Raw genomic sequence first — 20,371 nt, forward strand, 5'->3', positions numbered from 1 at the left:
AACCGATTGGATGCTTCTAGGTACAGATTTTAATATGTTTATTCAGCTATTCTTTGTCTTGATAGGAAGCTTACTCTGCAAATAAAATGGTTGCTGGATCAATCAATTGCGCTTGAGATAAGCTGTTGTCACGACTGATCTCAAAATGCAGATGGCTGCCTGTACTATTACCAGTAGAACCGACAAACCCAATGATTTGTCCTTGTTCAACTTCATCATCAACTTTCACGACGTATTCTTGTTGATGAGCATAAAGCGCTGTTGTGCCATCTTCATGTTCAATTGCTACATAGTTCCCCCATGAAGGATGGAATTCTGCTTTGATCACAGTACCCGCTTTACTAGCATAGATTGGCTCCCCTTGAGGTGCCGCAAAATCTAATCCACGGTGGAATTCACCACCACGAGGACCAAATGGGCTAGAAATCGTATAATTTCTTAATGGCACGATATATCCTTCTTTATTCACTTCAGGTCCGGCAACTTCTTTGTCATATTGTTCTAAATCATAAGTTTCGATCAGACCATTTAGTTTTTCGTTATATCTTGTATCTGTTGCGTAACGACCTGTTAAAAATTCTGTTGCTTCTTTATAAGTTTCTGCATTGGATTTCCAAGCACCTGAATAGAACTCACTATTTCCAGTCAAGCCTTCAGTCATTAATTTAGCATAGTCTTCAAGACTTTCTTCATAGTTGGCATATTTTCTGAATGTGGCTTGGATCGTATACAATGTACCATCACCAGCATCTTCTTGTGTGGCAAAAGTCACACCATTGCCCTCGTGTGTACCTTTGATCCCAAAAAGATTGTAGTTAGGGGCTTGCGCCAACTGGCTTTGTCCACTAGCTGATTCTAAAATCGCTTGGGCGATCATCACTGATGCGTATAAATCATGTTCTTGCCCGATTTCTCGAGAAGATTCACCGATTTTGCGAATGAAGCTCTCAACTGATTCATCTTTTTCAAAATGGATCGATCCTTCATCCGTTTCTTGACTTGATGGTACAAGATCTTGGATCGGTGTAGTTGCAGAAGGTTGACGTACCTCTTGAGCAACTGGCGCTGCAGGAGCAGGCGTTGGTGCCACAGGTGCAGCTGGTGGTGTCACTGGTTGTGTCGGCTGACTCGGCTGTGGTGTAGTTGGTTGTGTTTCTCCAGTAGAACCGCCAGTTGATGGTGGCGTTGGTTTTTGTGGCTGACTGGGCTGTGTTGGCTCTGTCGGCTTCGTCGGTTCTGTTGGTTTTGTCGGCTCCGTTGGTTTTGTTTCCTCCGGTGTGCTTGGCTCTGTCGGTTCTGAAGTATCAGGTGTGGTTGGTTCACTTGAATCACCAGTAGACGGTGGCGTTGATTCTTCTGTACCATCTGTTGTTGTATCTGTTGTGTTATCTTCACCTGTGGTATCAGACGAATCCGTCGTTGTTTCTGTTTGGGCTTCCGCTGTTACTGGTTGGTCCGCAGAAAAAACTTGTTCATCTGCTAATACTTGTAAAGGCGTAGTTAGTAACATTTGTGAAAGAAATACAAATGAAACTAATTTATACGTAGACTTTTTTTTCAATTTTCTTACATCCTTTTCTTTAGTTATTTTTAAGATACATGTTAGTTATGAATTTTTTGTTAAAAAAATAATAATTTTTATAAAGTAATAACAATTATTTATCTCATATTTATGCTTCGTTCCACTACTAATAACAAACGTTAAGTGAAAATATCTAACGAACACTGAGATAATACGACAGACTTTTACTTTATTATAATTCATTTTAACAGGAATAAGAAGGATTAAGCAGTCCATATTTTTTCATCATTAAGTGCAAAATTTGAACTTGACATTAATTTTTCCCCATTTTTTTAAACCGACTAGTATCAAATAATCTATAAAAACAGCCCTCCAAATATTGCTATTCACTTATTTGGAGGACGGTTTCTGCTAAATTTGCTATCGAAAAAAGATAGAGTAACCAATCATCTGAATTAAGGTTGCTACAAATTAAAGACAGTTCAGTTATTCAGTTTTTTACGTTCTGACGAATCATTGTTTTCTTTTCTTGACTGCCACGACCATTACGATTACTACGAGGATACCACCTAGAGCAATCAGCGTATAAGAGATTTCTTCGCCTGTTTTAGGAAGAAATGACTTTCTTGCTTCCTTTTCCTTTTCCTTTGGAGCAGGTTTTCTAGGCTCTGGTCGGTTAGGCACTTCTTTTCCTGGTACAACTGGTACGTCTGGCTTATTCGGTTGATCTGGGTCTTCAGGAACCACTGGTACTTCCGGTTTATCGGGTGGTGTCACATGGTCATCCACTGTAGCAATATTCAAGATTTCTTTTCCTGATACAGCTTCTTCATTCACTTTCACTTTAAAAATGATCGAGCGGACTTTTGTATCATTGATTTTGCCATATTCGGCAGTGATCGTACCATCTTTGTAAGTTAAATTTGTCGGCTGTGGTTCGTCGCCTTCACTTGTCAAGCTACCTTCAATATATGTCAGACCTTTCGGTAACTTGTCGGTGACAGTCACTTGATTTAACACACCGTTTTCTACCGTATTGTGGAAACTGATACGATATTCGATTTCTTCACCAATTTTTACAGTTTTCTGATTGACTGTTTTCTCACTTACTAATTTACCATCCGAAACTTTGGGTTGATCTGGGTCTTCAGGAACCACTGGTACTTCTGGTTCATCTGGCGGTGTCACATGGTCATCCACTGTAGCAATGTTCAAGATTTCTTTTCCTGATACGGCGTCTTTGTTCACTTTCACTTTAAAGATGATTGAGCGAGCTTTTGTATCGCTGATCTTGCCATATTCGGCAGTGATCGTACCGTCTTTGTAGGTTAGACTTGTTGGTTCCGGTTGGTCTCCCTCGCTTGTCAGACTACCTTCGACATAGGTTAAGCCTTTAGGCAAGTTATCCGTCACTGTCACTTGGTTCAAGACACCATTCGTCACTTTATTGCGGAAAGTAATTCGGTATTCGAGTTCCTCACCGACTTTTGTTTTTTGCTTATTGACCGTTTTTGTACTTTCTAATTTTCCCGGTGTTTCTTCTGGGATCACGGGTACTTCTGGTTCGTCTGGCGGATTGATATGGTCATCAATGTTCGCTTTATTGACGATCGTTTCGCCGACTTTTACTTCTTCGTTGACTTTGACTTTAAAGACAATCGAGCGTAATTTTGTATCGCTGATCTTGCCATATTCGGCAGTGATCGTACCGTCTTTGTAGGTTAGACTTGTTGGTTCCGGTTGGTCTCCCTCGCTTGTCAGACTACCTTCGACATAGGTTAAGCCTCTAGGCAAGTTATCCGTTACTGTCACTTGGTTCAACACACCATTCGTCACTTGATTGCGGAAAGTAATTCGGTATTCGAGTTCCTCACCGACTTTTGTTTTTTGCTTATTGACCGTTTTGGTACTTTCTAATTTCCCTGGTTTTTCTTCTGGAATCACGGGTACTTCTGGTTCGTCTGGCGGATTGATATGGTCATCGATGTTCGCTTTGTTGATGATTTGTTCGCCGACTGTTGCTTCTTCGTTGACTTTGACTTTAAAGATAATTGAACGAACTTTTGTATCATTAATTTTGCCATATTCGGCGGTGATCGTACCATCTTTGTAAGTTAGACTTGTTGGTTCCGGCTGCTCACCCTCACTTGTCAAACTACCTTCGACGAACGTCAAGCCTTTAGGCAAGTTATCCGTTACTGTCACTTGGTTCAAGACACCATTCGTCACTTTATTACGGAACGTAATGCGGTATTCGATTTCTTCCCCAAGTTTCGGTGATTGGTTATTCACTGTTTTCGTTGTTTCCAGTTCGCCCCGTGTTTCTTCTGGAGTTACTGGAATCTCTGGTTCGTCTGGCGGATTCGTGCCATCATCGATGATTGCTTTATTGACGATCGTTCCACCAACTTTTGCTTCTTCGTTGACTTTGACTTTAAAGACAATCGAACGGACTTTTGTATCGCTGATCTTGCCATATTCGGCAGTGATCGTACCGTCTTTGTAATCTAAACTTGTCGGTTGTGGGTCATCCCCTTCACTCGTCAAACTACCTTCGACATAGGTCAAGCCCTTAGGCAAGTTATCCGTGACTGTCACTTGGTTCAAGACACCATTCGTCACTTTATTACGGAACGTAATGCGGTATTCGATTTCTTCCCCAAGTTTCGGTGATTGGTTATTCACTGTTTTCGTTGTTTCCAGTTCGCCCGGTGTTTCTTCTGGAGTTACTGGAATCTCTGGTTCGTCTGGCGGATTTGTACCATCATCGATGGTTGCTTTATTGACGATCGTTTCGCCGACTTTCGCTTCTTCGTTGACTTTGACTTTAAAGACAATCGAGCGGACTTTCGTATCGGCAATTCCTGTGTATTCAGCAACCATTTTGCCATTTTCCATAGTCAAGCTTGTCGGTTGTGGGTCATCCCCTTCACTCATCAAGCTACCTTCGACATAGGTCAAGCCTCTAGGCAAATTATCCGTTACTGTCACTTGGTTCAAGACACCATTCGTCACTTTGTTGCGGAAACTGATACGGTATTCGATTTCTTCGCCCAGCTTCGGCGATTGATCATTCACTACTTTTGTACTTTCTAATACACCTGGAGTTTCCACTGGGGTCACTGGTGTTTCTGGTTCATCTGGCGGATTCGTGCCATCATCAATGGTTGCTTTATTGACGATCGTTTCACCTGTTTTTGCTTCTTCGTTGACTTTGACTTTAAAGACAATCGAGCGGACTTTCGTATCGGCAATTCCTGTGTATTCAGCAACCATTTTGCCATTTTCCATAGTCAAGCTTGTCGGTTGTGGGTCATCCCCTTCACTCATCAAGCTACCTTCGACATAGGTCAAGCCTCTAGGCAAATTATCCGTTACTGTCACTTGGTTCAAGACACCATTCGTCACTTTGTTGCGGAAACTGATACGGTATTCGATTTCTTCGCCCAGCTTCGGCGATTGATCATTCACTACTTTTGTACTTTCTAATACACCTGGAGTTTCCACTGGGGTCACTGGTGTTTCTGGTTCATCTGGCGGATTCGTGCCATCATCAATGGTTGCTTTATTGACGATCGTTTCACCTGTTTTTGCTTCTTCATTGACTTTCACTTTAAAGACGATCGAGCGGACTTTTGTATCATTGATCTTGCCATATTCTGCGAGGATCGTTCCATCTTTTGCTGTCAGATTTATTGGCTGTGGATCGTCCCCTTCGCTTGTCAAACTACCATCCACATAAGTTAAACCTTTAGGCAACTTGTCAGTTACTGTCACTTGATTTAATACGCCATTAGTGACTTTATTGCGGAAGTTGATACGATACTCGATTTCCTCACCGATTTTTGGTGATTGATGATTGACCGATTTCGTACTTTCTAGCTCTCCCGGTGTCTCCACTGGTGTCACTGGTGTTTCTGGTTCGTCTGGCGGATTGATATGGTCATCGATGGTTGCTTTATTGACGATTGGCTCGCCCACTTTCGCTTCTTCATTGACTTTGACTCTAAAGACAAGCGAACGCACAGACGTATCGGTGATCTTACTATATTCAGCAGTTATTTTTCCATTTTCTATGCCTAAGCTAGTTGGTTGCGGATCAGCGCCTTCATTCGTCAAACTGCCTTCTACATACGTCAAGCCTTTAGGCAACGTATCAGTAATCGTTACTTTGTCGATGATTCCATTAGTGACTTTATTACGGAAGCTGATACGGTATTCGATTTCGTCACCGATTTTTGGTGATTGATGGTTAACTGTTTTCGTTACTTCTAATTGCCCAGGTGTCACTACTGGTGTGACTGGCGTTTCTGGTTCGTCAGGTGGGTTCGTGCCATCGTCGATTGTTGCTTTATTGACGATTGTTTCACCCGCTTTTGCTTCTTGGTTGACGGTTACTTTAAAGACAATCGAACGAGTACTGGTATCAGTGATTGCGCCATACTCGGCAGTCAACTTTCCATTTTCCATTATTAATTTGGTCGGTTGTGGCTCGTTTCCTTCACTTTTCAAGCTACCTTCGACATATGTCAACCCTTTAGGCAAGTTGTCGGTCACCGTTACTTGCTTCAAGACACCATTTTGGATCTTATTGCGGAACATGATGCGGTACTCGATCTCATCCCCGATTTTTGGTGATTGATTGTTGACCATTTTCGTACTTTCTAACTCTCCTGGTGTCTCTTCAGGTGTGACAGGTATTTCCGGTTCATCTGGTGGGTTCGTGCCATCATCGATCGTTGCTTTATTGATGATTTGTTCACCAACTTTTGCTTCTTCATTCACTTTTACTTTGAACATGATCGTACGGGATTTCGTATCAGAAATCGTCCCATACTCGGCAGTCAATTTCCCATTTTCCATCACTAACTTCGTCGGTTTGGGATCGTCGCCTTCACTAGTTAAACTATCTTCTACATACGTCAAGCCCTTAGGCAAGTTGTCGGTGACCGTTACTTTTTTCAAGACACCATTTTGGATCTTGTTACGGAACGTGATCCGGTATTCGATTTCATCACCGATTCTTGGTGATTGATGATTCACTGTTTTTGTACTTTCTAATACTCCTGGTGTTTCTTCTGGTGTCACTGGTGTTTCCGGTTCATCTGGCGGATTCGTCCCATCATCGATGGTCGCTTTATTGACAATCGTTTCGCCGACCTTCGCTTCTTCATTGACTTTCACTTTAAACACGATCGTGCGAGTTTTCGTATCACTGATCTTGCCATATTCAGCGGTGATCGTATCGTCTTTGTAACTTAGATTGGTCGGTTGGGGATCATCCCCTTCGCTGCTCAAACTACCTTCCACATAGGTCAAACCTTTTGGCAAGGTATCTTTGATCGTTACTTGTTTCAAGACACCATTTGTGATCTTATTGCGAAACGTAATGCGATATTCGATCTCGTCTCCTAGTTTCGGTGATTGATCATTCACCGATTTATTGCTTTCCAATACTCCTGGTGTTTCTTCCGGTGTCACTGGCGTTTCCGGTTCATCTGGCGGATTCGTCCCATCATCGATGGTTGCTTTATTGATGATCGTTTCGCCGACCTTCGCTTCTTCATTGACTTTCACTTTAAACACGATCGTACGAGTTTTCGTATCACTGATTTTGCCATATTCGGCCGTGATCGTGCCATCTTGAGCAGTCAGAGTTGTCGGTTGTGGATCGTCCCCTTCGCTACTCAAACTGCCTTCCACATAGGTCAAGCCTTTTGGTAAGGTATCTGTTACTGTCACTTTACTTAAAACACCATTAGTGACTTTATTACGGAAAGTGATACGATATTCAATTTCCTCACCAATTTTTGGTGATTGGTGATTCACTGTTTTTGTACTTTCTAATTCTCCAGGTGTTTCAACAGGCGTCACAGGAACTTCGGGCTCAATGGGTGGGTTCACACCATCGTCGACGATTGCTTGATTGATGATTGCTTGTCCTGGGATCGCTTCCTCATTGATACGGACTTTAAAAGTAATGGATCGTGTGGCTGTATCAGTGATTTTTGGATATACAGCAGTTACTTTTCCATTCACTACAGTCATTGACGTTGGTTTAGGATCATTGCCACTACTTGCGATACTATTTTCGACATACGTCAAGCCTTTAGGCAAGCTATCCGTGATCGTCACTTGATTCAGTACACCATTTTCTACCGTATTGTTAAAGTTGATCGTATAGTCGATTTCCTCACCGATTTTAGGCGATTGGTTATTGACCGTTTTCGTGCTTTCAATCTTTCCTGCTAACTCTTCTTTTTCTACTTTTACTTCAACCACATTCGATTGATTTTCAAGTGCTGTGTTAGTTGCTACATCTGTCCCTTGAACAGTTGCACGATTGGGGATCAATTGCTCGGCTATGGCTGTACCATTGATTTTCGCTTGGAATTCATACACTGTTTCAGCCGTCGTTCCTTTATAACTGCCTCCTGTTGTAGCATTTGCACCTTCACCGACACGAACCGTCATCGTCCGGTTAGCTGCTGTGTATTCTGCTTGATCATCGCCAGAAGCATCAGTTTTTTTCCCAGCATTGGGACCACTCACGACTGATAAAGAGCCAGGAACATAATCCAAACGGCTATCTAAAACATCCTTAGACAACGTATTCACGGCTTCTGAATTTTCTTTTGTATTTTTCACATGCACCCGATAGGTGACTGTCTCTCCGATCTTGTACGTCTCTTTAGGATTCACGATTTCTTTATTGATCTCTAGCTCAGGAATCTCAGCATTCACAGAGAAACCGACAGCATTCGTGGAGAAGTCATCCCCCACACTAGTCGTTCGGAAACTGATTTGATTTTGGCCATTTTTGATCAGTCCTTCGGGTAGAGAAAGCCGATCGATATCGATATCTAAAAAGTTCGGATGTCCTGGATTGAATTGACCGGGATACTTGTCAACCATATGCTTATCATTATCCGACACTGTGGCATTCATGACATTTCCTACTGGATTGATTGTGTTGATGATATTGATATAGTCACCTGCGCTGTTTTTGATTTGCGCATTGTCACCAGTAAAAAATTTATCCCCTTGTACAGTGAACCAGGTGACAATAGGGTCTAGTTTTCCTTGTTTGGCTGTAATAAAGTCTTTCATGACAAACTCATTATTGGTATTCGCTTTATTTCCTCTAGCACCGTAGTATACATTGAATGCTCGAGAATGTTTTGCTTGATCTTTTGTTACGACGAATAGACTCCAACCACTGAAATTGTAGTATTGAGATTTCTGGTTTAGGGCTTTTGTCATAGGGATATCAGCTAAGGTATAGCCACCAGTTCCACTGCCATCGCCTTGAATAATCGATGTGACATCTGCATAATTCGAAAAGCCTGTATTGTTATAGCCAAAGTATTGTCCAGGATCAGTTTTATCTTGGTCAATTCGATGATAATACTGGGGGGCAACTCTTTGTGATGTGCCATTTGGCGTAGTAAATTTGACTGGGGCACTGATTTCTTCATCCGAAAGATTGGTGCCAAATGCAGGGCCTTTATAACGAGAAGAACTCCAAAATAACCCCGCCCAAGCAATCTCTTTCGCACCATCTAGATCGATATATGCGCGACTAGAATTATAAGTTGTCGGGTCGCCATCTACATCAGCAAATTCTAAAACAAAGTTATTGATCGCATAGCCACTGCTAGGCGCTTTAGTATTCAAAAAAATATTAGCCCGATACTCTTTTTCATCAAGTATTTTTAGATTAGTATTTCCTGTAGAAAAAAGCTCGCCTTTGTGCACGCTATTATAGATTGGTTTATCGAAGCCTCGTCCTGGTGTTGGCGCAATTCTAGGGCCTTGAGGCATAGCTGCCTGAGGTAATCCAGGATTGAGGTCCTCTGCTTCTTCACTTGTTGACTGTGATTCTTCTGTTTGTGTTTCTTCTGTTTGCACAGTCGATTCTCTTTCTGCCGTTGTTTCTTTGGTTGGCTCTTTGATTGGTTGACTGGGTATCGATGGTTCTTGTTGTGCGGTAGATTCTTGTACAGGTGATGAGGTAGTGCTAGTTGGTGCAAGTTCTTTTTTGGGAAAGTTGAGCTTGAGCTCCCCTAATTGTTTTTCTGACTGTTTGATTTCAACTGCTAATTGATCCACGGATCGATTCGTTTGTTCCCCGGTGATGGAAAGTTTTCTTGTTTCTTTTGGTTGAAGGCTAGCAATCCGTAATTGGGTTCCCTCTGCTTTTTCCATCTTTTCAAACGAAACGATTGGATCGGTTGATTCGACTAACTTCTGATTATTTTTTAGTGTTTGCTCATCAAATTTAACAGGTGTATCGTTTTCATTTTTTTGATGGATGATCAACTGATGGATGGGTGCCTCACTTTTGTTCGTCACTTCATACGTCACATCCACAAATTGTTGGTTCTCCGTATTCGCTTCAGCATCTGCTTTGATCGATAAACTTTGAGAGTCGAATACATTCTCATTCGGTGGTGCCACCCCTTCAGCAAACACACTTGTAACAGGCAACAGATTCGCTACCAACAACATAACAACAGCTAAATAATTGAATGGAACTCTATACACTTTTTTCATTTTTAAAATAACCTCCTTCACCCCACTATATAATCGATGTTTCAATAACACAAAGAAAACGGGTTGGTAGATGAGTTTTTTCTCATATATAAAATTACACGACTTATATATACGCCTATAATACGAGTATTTTAGTGAAAAAAAGAAAAAAATCAATAACTAAGATGCTATTTTATTGTCTAAAAAAGGAAATTTCTTCCTATATATGTGTATAAAAAAACTACAAATCAAACTGCCTATTAAGCGAATCATTTCCCGTTGATACCAATTTTTTTTAGTAAAAGAAAGTGTGCAATGATTTACGTCAGGAAAGAAAAAGTCAGAAATTTCAAAATATAAAATGATTAAAAACGCCTATTTTAAAGGTAGAATGTTGTAATCCTTCCTATTTAACCACCCGAATCTGCAATTCATCTACCTCATAACGTTATGAATAAAACGATAGATTGTTATGTCAATCAAAACTAAGAATTAGATGCGCGTTGCTTTTAGACAAATCGAATCATCTGTCTAGCTGAAGTTATTATATACGTTATTAATAATATAATTATCCACAAACCGCACCCATCTGTATTACTATTCAAAAAATTGTTTATATCATTGAATACAAAAGATAAAAAAACAAATATATACATATTCATTTCGGATTTATAATAACAAACCAAAAAAAGAAAAGGCAATAAATGTCTAGTCATTAGATAACATTTTATAATCAATAAGAAAACTTTTCCCTTCTCTAATTATCCATTAATTTTATATATGTTAGGTTTCTATACTAACAACGTTATGTTTGAATATTTTAAGTCACTTAATTCTTTCTACAAAAAAACCAAGCAACTCTTCCGTTCAGAAGTCTAGCTTGGCTTTTCGTATTGTTTATAAATGATCCAATAGTTCCTGAAATCCCTTCTGCAAGCGAAGCAATTTCGCTTGTGCAGAAGGTTGAGATTTATCCTTCACTGAATAATAAATCTTAAACTTCGGTTCTGTACCTGATGGTCGTAGACAGAACCATGAACCATCTGTGAATATATACTTCAAGACATTGGAAGTGGGTAGGTCAATCGTAGATGATTGTTGATTTGGCGTCGTTCTTAGTGAAGTAGCGTAATCTTCTGTACAGGAAAGGACAAACTCTCCTAAATGCGAAAATGATTGTTCTCTCAGACGATCCAGTCGTTGGTTCATTTGGATGATTCCATCTTTCCCAGAAAAAATCTGCGTTTCCAAATGTTCTTCATAGTAGCCGTATTCTTCATAAAGTTCATGTAAGCGATCAATCAAATCCTGCCCTGATAAATGGCGATCTAACGTAGCTTCTGCTAATAATACCGCCGCTTGGATCGCATCTTTATCTCTAACAAAAGGGGCAATCAGATAGCCATAACTTTCTTCGTACCCAAACAAAAATTCTTTCCCTTTTTGTTCTTCTGCTTGTTGGATTTGTTCCCCGATAAATTTGAACCCAGTCAACGTATTTCTTGTTTCGATCCCATGTGCTTGAGCAATTCTTGCACCTAGTTCCGATGTGACGATTGTTTTCGCTATAAAGTAATTTGTCAGCGCTTGTTGGGTTTGTTGTTTGCTTCGAATCAAGTAGTCCAGCAATAGGGCGCCGATTTGATTCCCTGTAAGAAATACTGGTTCTCCGTTTTTCAAAACCACGACACCTAAACGATCTGCATCTGGGTCCGTTGCTAATATCAACTGTGCATCCTGTTTTTTTGCTTCAGTGAGTGCCAACGCAAACGCCTCTTTATCTTCTGGATTAGGTGAAACTACTGTTGAAAAATCTGGATCAGGCAACGCTTGCTCTTTTATGACGTGGAAATTAGCAAATCCTAGTTGCTCAAATGCTTTTTGCATAAGAATATTTCCAGCTCCATGTAATGGCGTGTAGATCATGTTAAGCTGCGAGCCAAATCGTCGGATGTTTTCTTTATTTTGAATGACTGCCGTCAACTGTTCTAAATAAAGAGTGTCGACTTCTTCACCAAAAAGATGAATCAGCTGAGCCTCTCTATAAATAGCCAACGCGTCTGCTTCAATCGCCAACTCATTAGGTCCATCCGCTAAAAGTTCTGTCAGTCTCTCTGCTGTTTCTAAAGTAATCTGCCCACCGTCTGGTCCATAAACTTTAAATCCGTTGTATTCTTTTGGATTGTGACTAGCCGTGATCATCACTCCGGCATACGCTTGATAATGGCGAACAAGAAACGATAATTGCGGTGTTGGACGTAAACAATCAGATAAATAAACCTTGACCCCTTGACTGGCTAATACTCGCGCCGTCCATTCAGCGAATTCCTTTGAGCCATGACGGTTATCAAATGCGATCACTACGCCTTGTTGGCTTGCATTTTCTTCACGAATATAAGTAGCTAAACCAAAAGCAACTCGTTTGATCGTATAACTGTTCAACCGATTCGTACCGACTCCGAGTTCCCCGCGCATCCCACCTGTGCCAAAGGACAAATACTGATAAAAGCGATCTTCGATTTCTTGCGAGTCAGAAAGAGCTGTTAATTGCTCTTTCATCGCTTCTTCTAAAGATCCTTCATTTAGCCATTCTTGATATTTTTGTTGCCAGCTCATGGGCGTTCTTCTTTCATTTGATCTAAAATTTCATTGATCGAAAGGGTACAGCCAGCCATTGATGTATCCGCTACACCGTAATACATCGTCAACTGATCCCCATCAAGTAATCCCCCACAGCCAAAGACAACATCCCCAAAGAAACCATTCTTTTCATAATCCGCTTCTGGCTCCATGATTGGCTGATGACTGCGCGCGATCACTTTGGTTGGATCTTCTAAATCTAAAAGTGCGGCACCCATACAATAGCGATGTTCTGCGGTCGCGCCATGATAGATGATCAACCAACCTTGATCCGTTTTGATAGGCACTAGCCCGCCACCAATCCGACCGCTATCCCATGTATTTTCTCGAACACCTAACAAATGATGGTGATTTCCCCAACTCACTAAATCTGGCGAAGAAGCAAGCCAAATATCATAATTTCCGATACTTTTTAGCGATGGTCGATGCAACGCGTAGTACTTCCCATTGATTTGTTCTGGAAAAATCAACACATCTTTATTTTCTGGCGCAAATATGTTGCCAAGATCTTGATAAGACTTGAAGTCTTTCGTTGAAACTAAAGAATCACAGACCCCCATCGGTGAGACAGAACTAAAATTGACGTAGTAGGTATCGCCAATTTGCGTACAACGCGCATCTTCTATGCCGTACGTTTGGTATTCATTAAACGGGTACAAGAACGCATCTTCGTCGATCGTAAAATGATGTCCATCTTTACTCCGGGCAATCCGAATATAAGACAAAGAAGTTAAATATTCAAAACGATCTAACTGATCTTTTTTACGGATCATTCGTGGATCTTCAAAATCATAACTTTCATCCTCACGATCAAAAGATAAGATTTCCATCGTTTGCGTGGCTGGATCATAAACTGGCGCTTTGATCACCTTTGGATCTTCCGAGATCGGTCGCTCTGCGATTCTCAATAATAGTAAGACTTCTCCTTGATAGTACGCAACACCCCCATTGAATGCACCAATCACTTCATATCCGTCGTGTAACGGTTTGATATCTTCCGGTGTAATCAATGGATTTTCATTAAAACGGTCTATTTTCATCTTTATTTACCTCTACTTAAATGGATTTTCGATTTTTAATTTTTGCGCGCCTGCATCACTGATCCCGGCATATAAAACACCATGCTCAGAAGATAGGTCCAATCCTCCGCTAAAGACCACATCCACAAGATCAGGGCGTTTCGTCGGTCCTTTAGCAAAATCTTTTCTTTCCGCAAGGATGCGCACATCCTTCATTGCATGGTTTCTGCGATCAAAAGAAAAACGCATCGCATAATAATGGCGATCACCTTGCTCATCAAAATTCGCAATATGGCCTAAAACCCAAATCACTCCATCAATCTCAAAAATTTCATTGGCGCCGCCCCATTCTTCCTCAGAAAATTGATTTGCTAACAATGGCGCTTCTTCGATTTTTTGGATCGATAGATCAGCCAACTGATCGATCAGACAAGCACCAATCTTGCCACGACCGCCTTTTTCTCCTTGTGGACGTGTCATGACTAAAATTTCACCAGTTGACAATTGCTTCAACCGTAAGTCTTTCATTCCCCATGGTCCTTCAAATAAGTGGTGGGCAGTTGCTGTATCTTCTAAGTGATAAAAAATGGTCCGCCATTGCGCCTGACCTTCTGGCAAGAAAACAACCTCCACACCACCTAAAATCACTTGCCCATCAATCACCGTATAAAAAGGGTCTTGTAGCGGCAATTCGATGCCATCAGAAATCTTTGCCCATGTATTTTTAGCTGTTTCTCTAAACAAGTGAACAGTTGAATCCTCGCTCTCTCTAGCTTCTACACGCCCAGCTAGCACCACTTCTCCTGCTAACTCAAATGGAGCGGTAATGTTGTAGACATCCTTCGTCCCCACACCTGTAAATGTCAAAAATTCCGCTTTTTTCATTTGTTCAGGCTTATTTTTTCGATAGTTTTCAATTAAATTTTTTATTTTGATCATTGCTATTCCTTTCCAATCCAACAGCTTTTTGATGGCACGTTGACCCATTTACGATCCTCACTAAGCATCCCTTTGCCATAAATCGTTTGAACGTTTTCTGAGATATTCTGTTCTACAGACGACTCACTAAAATTCAGCACTACAGATAAATGCTCTACTTGATAGCGTATAGATCCTTTTTCCAATTGAATATTCGTGACTTCTTGAAAAGGCCCCTCCGCTTCACGCAAACGAATCAATTCTTGATAGACAGAAGAAATCAGTTCCCCTTCTGGATTTTTCGGGCTCGTCCCGATCCATCCAGGTCGTTGACTTTCTCCCCAAGGAATCATCCCCCGGGAACGGTCGCGATTCACTTCATTGGCGGCCGAAAGTGCCTGTCGTGTTTCCACAAAGAGGCATTGTTCATGGTATTTATTCTTCGCTTGGATGTCGCGAATCTCTGAAAGATGGGTCGGATAAAAATCACTTACCCCTTGCTCTTCCCCTTGAAATAAGAAAGGCACACCACGATTGATCAACATAAAGACAGACAACAATTCATACGTCCCACGATCTTCTTGTGCCAACCGGTTCCACGAACGACTCATATCGTGACTATTAAAGAATAAGGTTGGAAGATGTTCACGTGCATTCATCTCTTGAAATTCGTGGGTCAATGTCGTTAGATCCAACGTTTCAATACTTCCTAAATTAAAGTTGAACGCCGTATCGAATCCTGCTTCTTCCACATAACTTGAAATCACCGATAACTGATCCGAACTGATCTCAGCCACTGTAAAAATATTTGGATCAACTGTTTTGAGCCATTGATTCATTTCTTTAAGAACTGGCATCACTCCAGGCTGATTGACATCATAAAGATGCACCTGTTTCCCCTCTTCATCCCTAGGATTATCTGTAAAAGTATCACTCACCGTTAGATTATTGATCACATCAAAACGAAACCCATCCACACCCATGTCCAGCCAAAAAGACAAGACATCATAGATCGCCTGCTTCACTTCAGGATTCTGCCAGTTCAGATCTGCCTGTTCTTCTGCAAAACTGTGATAATAATACTGATTGGTTCGGTGATCCAGCTTCCAAGCACTGCCACCAAAAAAGCTTTCCCAATTATTCGACTGATCTCGCCAAATATACCAATCACGTTTTGCACTCGCTTGGCTCGCACTAGATTCAATAAACCACGGATGTGCCGTTGACGTGTGATTCAAAACTACATCAATAATGACTTTTATCGATAATGCATGTGCCTCTTCCAAAAGCGATCGAAAGTTTTCCAAAGTCCCATATTGCGGATCAACCGCACAATAATCCGAAACATCATACCCATTATCGACTCTTGGCGAAGGATAAAATGGCGTGAGCCATAAGGCATCGATGCCACATTCTTTGAGGTAAGGCAACTTTTCTCTAATGCCATCGATATCGCCAATCCCGTCGCTATTACTATCTGCAAAAGAAGCGAGATAGATTTCATAAAAAACTGCATTTTTCCACCACATCATTTTGCCCTCTTACTTCAATGTAAATTGCATACCATCTTGGAATCGTTTGGAGAAAATCAAAAACAAAACGATCAATGGTAACGTCAACAATACTGACGCCGCATACATCGGTCCTGGAAACGTGCCATATGGGCCGAACATTTGTGAAATCAAGACATTCAACGTCACTGTACTATCACTTTTCGACACGATCATATCCCACAATAAATTCGTCCAACGATCCGTAAACAAGAACAAGAAAATCACCGTCGTAATCGATTTAGACATCGGCAAAACGACTTTGAACAAGACTTGCATCTCCGTGGCACCATCTAGCTTCGCCGCTTCAATCAATGTATTGGGAATCGCTTTGAAAAAGTTCGTATACATAAAAATCGCCCATAAACTGATCGCTGTAGGAATGATCATTCCTGCATATGAATCCAGTAACCCCACTCTCGTCACCATCAAAAACTGAGGGATCAGTAAAATGATTGCTGGGAAAAACATTTGGAAAATAATAAAATTGTTTACTAATTTTTTCCCTTTAAACTCGATCTTTGCCAACGCATAACCGACCATCAAAGCAAACAACATCATTAAAACAGTGGCTACCGTCGCCACGATCGTCGTATTGACAAAAGCCCCCAACCACGGAACATCCGCAGAAGTCGGTGAACCTCCGAAAAGCCACGTCCAAGAACGTAAACTAAAATTTGTCGGGATAATGCGACGATCCACTTGATCCCAAACTGCAAAAGAATGCATGACTAAGTACACAAAAGGAAACGTCATGATCAGCATTACGAGGGTCGTTACAAGATAAAGAATCGTATTTTTGCCTTTTGTCCGTTTATGACCAACCATTTTTCTCCCCCCATTTTTCTAATAGTTTACGAATCACACCAATCGAAGCAAACGTCACCACAGAAGCCATTAACGCGACTGCTGAAGCATACCCCGAGCGAAGATTGACAAACGCTTGATTATAGATCTCCATTTGCCACGTATTCGTAGCAAAATTCGGCCCGCCACCCGTCAATTGATACACTTCCGTAAAGATCCCAAAACTAATCCCCACAGCAAGCACCGTCACCGTGAAAAACGCCGGATAAAGCATCGGGAATGTGATCTTCCAAAAACGCGTCCACGCACTTGCTCCATCAATCGCCGCAGCCTCATAGACCTCTTTATTGATATTTCCCAAACCAGAAATCAAAATCAACCCATAATAACCGGACATCTTCCAAGCAATCATCAGTGAAACGATAAAAATCGACGTCTGAGGATTACCCAACCAATCAATATCCCAGCCCATTCTCGTACGTAAAAACGTATTGAAAGGACCATTGTAAGAAAGCAAACCTTTCACGATCAACGAAGTCACGACCCCACTTGAAAGATAAGGTAAAAAGAAGGCAACCATATACAAGCCTTTAAACTTAGGCAAACTATTCACTAGCAACGCAATCGTCATCGATAAAATCAAAGCCATCGGAACAAAGACCAGTAGAAATTTATAGGTCACCACAAATGCTGCTCGAATCGCCGGACTATGAAACGCATCAATAAAATTTTTGAAACCAACAAATTCAACCGTTGGTGAAATCATATTCCAACTTGTCAGCGCTAACCAAAACGACCATAAAAGCGGTAATAAAAAGAAGATGACAGTAAAAATCAGGTATGGGCTGGTAAATAACCAGCCCAACTTTGTATTTTTGTTCATTATTGAAGCGCCCCTTCAACCGCTGATTTGGCATCTGCTGTTGCAGTTTTCGCATCCTTTTCTCCACGAATCACTGGCACCCACGCTTGTTCACCAAACGCTTGTTGAATCTCATTGAATTTTTCATTATCCATTGCCGGTACAGCAAATGGTACATTTTCTGCGTATACTTTCATCGCTGGATTCTCCTCAAAGTATGCAGCAAAAATTTCATTTTCTTTCGCATCGTCTCTCGCAGGGATCAATGACGTCATTTCTAATAACTTCATGTCATGCTCATCATCTGAATAAACAAATTCCAAGAACGCCATTGCTGCTGCCTGTTCTTCTTCTGTTGCTTGGGCGTACATCACAATCCCTTTCGCATCTGCGTAAGTCGAAACTTCTTCCACATCTGCTAAAGCATCAGGTACAACAGGTGTCGTCACTGTGTAGTTTTCACCAAACGTCAACTCAGGATATTTTTCGTCCCAATTCGGGAATGTCCATGGACCAAGATCAGTCATGATACTATCCCCATTTTCAAACGGATCAGTCGCTTCACCTGTTCGCAAAACATTCGCATCTGCTAATTGACTCATCAAATCAAATACATCCGTCATTGCAGCCTCATCCACAGAAAACTTCTCATCTTCTACAAAACTGCCACCTTCACTCGCCGCATTGTACAACGGGAAGAAATCAAACCAACGCATCCAAGCTGTTGGGTCAGACAAGTCTCTTTTCGCCCACAAAGCTTTATCTGTTTCCTGAACCTTTTCTACAACCTCTAACAATTCAGAGTACGTTTTTGGAACCTCAGAAAAGCCAAGTTCTTCTAATAAATCGATTCGCCAACCAAATAAAATCGGGTTTGAATACACTGGTAATACATATTGACTATCGTCAGAAAATTTCCAGCTTTCAATCGTTTGATTCATGTGTCTTGCTTCCACGATCGAATCAAACCCATTTTGTTGATTCAATGGTAAAATCGCTTCACTAGCCGCCAATTGTGCCGCAAAACTACGGTTCACATTTTCAGACAACGTCGGTGCTGTATTCGATGCAATCGCACTTTGGATCGTCGCTTCAGAAGATGGACTTTCTTTCATTTGAGTCACTTCGACTGTGATCTCATCATTTTGTGCTTCGAATTCTGTCGCCATTTCTTGCCAATATCTCAATTGCGTCGGATTAGGTGCCGCCCAAAAAGTGATTTTCGTTTTTCCATCATCTGAGCCGGAATCCCCACTCGTTGATTGATTGCCACAGCCCGCAAGTAAAACAGTTCCTGCTAATACAGTCGTAAGTCCCAAAAATATTTTCTTCATCTTCATGAATCTTCCTCCTTGGTTTGTAAACGGTTTCTTATAACTGCGACAATCATACCATCCGTAATTACGTTTGTCAACATTACGTAATCAACATTACAAAGTTACATTTGTAATCTTTTTAGGTGATTATTTTAGATGTACTATGTTATAATCAATATAAACATTACGAGAAATTAGGTGAACTTATGAAAAAAGCTTCGATGCAAGACATCGCTGATGCACTAGGAATCTCTAAAAATTCCGTTTCGCAAGCACTACGAAACAAACCAGGCGTCAGCCAACAAACCAAACAATTAGTAAAAAATAAAGCCGATGAATTAGGCTATCGTTACCAAACCGTCACAGAAGACACCACCATGAGCTTTCTTTTGATGGCAACTGAATTTGCCTTTTCCCAAACAAGTTTCTTCGGCGAAATCGTGAAAAGCGCAGAATCTGCCGCACAACGCGCACATATCAAATTAGACACGTATACCTTAACCGATGAAACACTACAACAAATGATCCTGCCAGAATACATCAATGAATATGACGGTATTTTAGTACTTTCTCATAGTAACAATGACTACATAAAACAAGTGATTGCTACAGGAATCCCCGTAACATTGATCGATCATCACGATCCAGAATTACTCGCGGATGCCATTTTGTCCAAAAATACCGACGGCACTTTCCAAGCCATTTCATTACTCATTGCGAACGGCATGAAACGAATCGGCTTCATCGGCGACACCTCCTTTTCGCCAAGCTACCTCGAACGCCAACGCGGCTATCATCGCGCCTTAGCAGAACACGGCATCTCGCAAGAACCAGAAATCGAGATCACCGAAATCGAAGAATCCCAAGGCGCTTTGTTCAGTCGCCTAAAAAGCATCGAGCAAATGCCCGATGCTTGGTTTTGTGTCAATTCCGGATTAGCCTTTATGCTCAACAGCTATCTCCAATCCGCTGGCTATACAATACCAGATGACATCAGTATCATTTGTTTTGACGAAACAGAATTCACACGCATGGCGATCCCACGATTGACCAACGTTGCCACCAACTTGGAATTCATGGGCCAACTCGCCATCCGAACCTTGTTACACCGCATCAATCATCCAGACGAACCAATCATCCATCAACAGATCGTACCGGAGTTGAATATTTGGGGGTCGGTGAGGATAGTGGATAAATGAAGG

10 protein-coding genes are annotated in these 20,371 nt (G+C 41.3%); 1 reads left to right on the forward strand and 9 read right to left on the reverse strand.

Going from position 1 to position 20,371, the window contains the following annotated elements; translation table 11 throughout:
• Positions 1-70 precede the first annotated feature (70 nt).
• From IGI79_RS10935 to IGI79_RS10975, 9 genes are all read right to left on the reverse strand, one after another.
• On the reverse strand, positions 71-1,561 hold the full coding sequence (locus IGI79_RS10935) for a peptidoglycan DD-metalloendopeptidase family protein (RefSeq protein ID WP_065096403.1): 1,491 nt from the start codon (positions 1,559-1,561) through the stop codon (positions 71-73).
• Between the two features lie 474 nt (positions 1,562-2,035).
• Entirely contained in the window at positions 2,036-10,078 is an 8,043-nt protein-coding gene (locus tag IGI79_RS10940) for an isopeptide-forming domain-containing fimbrial protein (protein WP_438845959.1), read from the reverse strand.
• Positions 10,079-10,954: 876 nt separating this feature from the next.
• Complete coding sequence (locus IGI79_RS10945) at positions 10,955-12,673, reverse strand: phospho-sugar mutase (RefSeq protein WP_438845960.1); 1,719 nt, start codon at positions 12,671-12,673, stop codon at positions 10,955-10,957.
• Positions 12,670-13,737: a BtaManbiosPhlase gene (locus IGI79_RS10950; RefSeq protein ID WP_410300474.1), complete on the reverse strand. Its 1,068-nt coding sequence runs from the start codon at positions 13,735-13,737 to the stop codon at positions 12,670-12,672. Before IGI79_RS10950 ends, IGI79_RS10945 begins: the two co-directional genes overlap by 4 nt.
• Before the next feature lie 12 nt (positions 13,738-13,749).
• Positions 13,750-14,703 carry a DUF1861 family protein gene (locus IGI79_RS10955; protein WP_438845961.1) on the reverse strand — a complete coding sequence of 318 codons (954 nt, stop codon included), beginning with the start codon at positions 14,701-14,703 and terminating at the stop codon, positions 13,750-13,752.
• On the reverse strand, positions 14,658-16,166 hold the full coding sequence (locus tag IGI79_RS10960; RefSeq protein WP_438845962.1) for an alpha-amylase family glycosyl hydrolase: 1,509 nt from the start codon (positions 16,164-16,166) through the stop codon (positions 14,658-14,660). The genes IGI79_RS10955 and IGI79_RS10960 overlap by 46 nt, the downstream gene beginning before the upstream one ends.
• Before the next feature lie 9 nt (positions 16,167-16,175).
• A complete protein-coding gene (locus IGI79_RS10965) occupies positions 16,176-17,012 on the reverse strand; it encodes a carbohydrate ABC transporter permease (RefSeq protein WP_438845963.1) in 837 nt (278 codons plus the stop codon).
• The gene (locus IGI79_RS10970) at positions 16,999-17,874 is read right to left on the reverse strand and encodes a carbohydrate ABC transporter permease (protein WP_065097084.1); all 876 of its coding nucleotides are present in this window, start codon (positions 17,872-17,874) and stop codon (positions 16,999-17,001) included. The genes IGI79_RS10965 and IGI79_RS10970 overlap by 14 nt, the downstream gene beginning before the upstream one ends.
• Complete coding sequence (locus IGI79_RS10975) at positions 17,874-19,193, reverse strand: ABC transporter substrate-binding protein (protein ID WP_438845964.1); 1,320 nt, start codon at positions 19,191-19,193, stop codon at positions 17,874-17,876. The genes IGI79_RS10970 and IGI79_RS10975 overlap by 1 nt, the downstream gene beginning before the upstream one ends.
• 182 nt (positions 19,194-19,375) lie before the next feature.
• Here IGI79_RS10975 and IGI79_RS10980 point away from each other — a divergent pair, with 182 nt between their 5' ends.
• Positions 19,376-20,368, forward strand: coding sequence for a LacI family DNA-binding transcriptional regulator (locus tag IGI79_RS10980; RefSeq protein ID WP_438845965.1), 993 nt, complete (start codon positions 19,376-19,378; stop codon positions 20,366-20,368).
• Positions 20,369-20,371 lie beyond the last annotated feature (3 nt).

The organism is Enterococcus sp. AZ084 (genome assembly GCF_051714905.1).
GTDB classification, from domain to species: Bacteria; Bacillota; Bacilli; order Lactobacillales; family Enterococcaceae; genus Enterococcus_B; species Enterococcus_B pernyi.